We start from the raw sequence: 2,899 nt of genomic DNA, 5'->3' as shown, positions 1-2,899 counted from the left end.
TATATTAGTTTGAAAAGCAATATCTTCTATTATCTTTGTAATATTTTTTATCTTTGTACTAGCTTCAAATACTTCTTCTATATTCTTAGTTGTTTCTGTAATAATACTTCCAGCACTCTCTATAGCTTCTTTTGAAGAAACCATCATATTATTTCCTGTTATAGCATAATCGGTAGAAGATTTTATTGTAGAAGCCATCTCTTCCATAGAACTAGCAGTTTCCTCCAAACTTGCTGCTTGTGATTCTGTTCTTCTTGATAAATCTGTATTGCTGCTCGAAAGCTCTTTTGCCGCATTAACTATATTATTAGAAGCTTCATTAACTTCTGTTATAGTTTCTATTAATTTATTTCTCATACTAACAAAAGATTTTGATAAAGTACCTATCTCATCTTTTCTAGATTTTATACGCTGCTCTGAATGGCTTAAATCTCCTTGTTCTATCTTTGATGCCTCTTCTACCACTATTTCTAATGGTTTAGTAATTGTTCTTATAAACAAATTAACAAGTATAGCCAAAATAACAATAGATATTATTCCTATTATACTTATGGCTATTATCAATTTCATGTTCTGTTCATATATCTCATAATTCATCATAGCAAGAGCTATTATCCAAGGCTGATTTTTTAATTTATGATATGCAGCTGTTCTTTTTTGTCCGTCAAGATTATATGTAAGATTACCGCTTATATTACCGCTTTTAAAAGCTTCCTCATATATAGGATTTATTTTCATAACCGCTATATTCTCATATAAAGAATCCATTATATTGTATAATTTGTCAGTAGTTATAAAAAGTCCTCCTGTCTTTCCTAAATCAATATCAGCAAAATGAGTTTGATGAAGCATATACCAATCTAGAAAAATATAAATATAACCTATTGTAATATTGTACGAATCTTTAACTGGTTTTATAGCAGGCATAGCCCATTTAGAAGTAATTTCTGATTGTACAAGTTTATCAGCATATACAACCCCATCTGTATTTGAAGCAACAAATCTGTTCCAAGCATCTGGAATATAATCTTTAAGATTTTTACCTAAAGCAGAAGAAGACATTGAATCTAAAAATATATCCCCTTCAGAATCGGCTATACCAAAATTAATGAGATAAAGATTATTATCTTTGAATTTATTTATAGTTTCAGATAATAATTCTTCAGTAAAATTAACATCATTTTCTAAATATTTAACAACTGTAGGAGTAACTGAATATGTACTTATTATAGATGTCTGTAAATCAAACCAAGTATCTAAAACAGATGCATATCCAGCTATAGTGCTGTTAAAACCGCCTAATCTGCTTTTACTAATACCGCTGCTTGCTATATTAACAGAAGATATCAGCATTACTATTATAATCAAAACAACTATAGAACATATTACAAACGGTATTTTAAAACCTAAACTATTTACTTTCTTCATAATTCAACAACTCCTAATCTTCTCATATTGTTTATTATAAAAATAAGAAATATTATAAAATAATTATAATAAAAAAGCTATAGTATTAAATGAATGTAATACTATAGCTTTTATTTTAATAAAAATATTATCTATATAATAATTATCTATAAGATTTTTCTAATATAGTTAATACTTCTTCATCTGTAAAGTTATGAGGATCACATTCAAATAATCCGCCCATAGCAAATTTAGCATTCTTAGCTATTTTTGGCAAGTCTTCTTTGCTAATACCATAATCGGAAAGTTTTAGATTATCTACACCGCAAGCCTTTTGTAAATCAACCAAAGCTTCTACAAAATCCATAGCCTTATTAGCATCTTTTTTACCTAAAGCCTTAGCCATATCAATCATTTTTTCATCGCAGTCATGAGCATTTGCTATTGTACTATAATATTCTTTACTTATTATAATAAGCCCAGCACCATGCTCTAGTTTTGGATAATAAGCACTCAAAGCATGTTCCATAGAATGTTCTGATGTACAGCTTGAAGTACTTTCAACTATTCCAGATAAAGTATTAGCCATAGCAACATCTTCTCTTGCTTTCATATTGTTTCCATCTTTAACAGCATCAGCCAAACTTTTTCCTATAAGCTCTATTGCTTTTAATGCAAACAAATCGCTCATATCTGTTGCAATTTTATTAATATATCCTTCTGTGCTATGGAATAATGCATCAAAACCCTGATAAGCAGTAAGTTTAGGAGGAACTGTTTTCATAAGTTCTGGATCTACTATTGAAAGATAAGGATAAGTTTTCTCATAACCGAAACCTATTTTTTCATTTCCATTAGTAATTACAGTCCAAGGGTCAGCCTCTGTACCTGTGCCTGCTGTTGTAGTTATTGCTACCACTGGAAGAGGGTCATTTGGTACTGCTTTACCTTTACCAGTACCGCCGAATATATAATCCCAATAATCACCATCATTAGCTGCCATTACAGCGATAGATTTTGAAGAGTCAATACTGCTTCCTCCGCCTATACCTATTACAAAATCACAATTTTCTTTTTTTGCTAAAGCAGCCCCTTCCATTACATGGTCTTTTATTGGATTTGGTAAAATTTTGTCAAATAAAACATAGCTTACATTTGCTTTTTTTAATTCTTCTTCTAATCTATTTAAATAACCATATTTCTTTATAGAAGTACCGCCTGTAACAATTAATGCTTTTTTACCTGGAAGTTTTTGTTTATGCAGTTTATTTAGAGAACCTGTACCGAATATAACTTTACTTGGCATATAAAAATTAAAATCCATAATATAGCTCCTATTTTTTAATAAATAAAATAATGAATGATTGAAATTATACAACTGTGAAGTATTTAAATCAAATTAATAATAATTTTTATATTTTTTATTCTCGGGGACTAGTCCCCAAGCCCCTACTTCTTTTGTTGCCACAAAGAAGCAAAAGGACTGCATTTT

Annotated in this window: 2 protein-coding genes; both read right to left on the bottom strand. The window is 29.5% G+C overall.

Going from position 1 to position 2,899, the window contains the following annotated elements; translation table 11 throughout:
* A partial coding sequence (locus E6A48_RS00450; RefSeq protein WP_219708081.1) for a methyl-accepting chemotaxis protein occupies positions 1-1,428 on the bottom strand: 1,428 nt, incomplete at its 3' end.
* 142 nt (positions 1,429-1,570) lie between these two features.
* Positions 1,571-2,731 (bottom strand): iron-containing alcohol dehydrogenase, encoded by a 1,161-nt coding sequence (locus E6A48_RS00445; RefSeq protein ID WP_219708080.1) that lies wholly within the window; start codon positions 2,729-2,731, stop codon positions 1,571-1,573.
* Between the last annotated feature and the right edge of the window lie 168 nt (positions 2,732-2,899).

This window comes from Brachyspira pilosicoli (assembly GCF_019402445.1).
Taxonomy (GTDB): domain Bacteria; phylum Spirochaetota; class Brachyspiria; order Brachyspirales; family Brachyspiraceae; genus Brachyspira; species Brachyspira pilosicoli_B.
The sequence above is the reverse complement of the archived record's forward strand: the minus strand, read 5'-3'. Positions and strand labels throughout refer to the sequence as shown.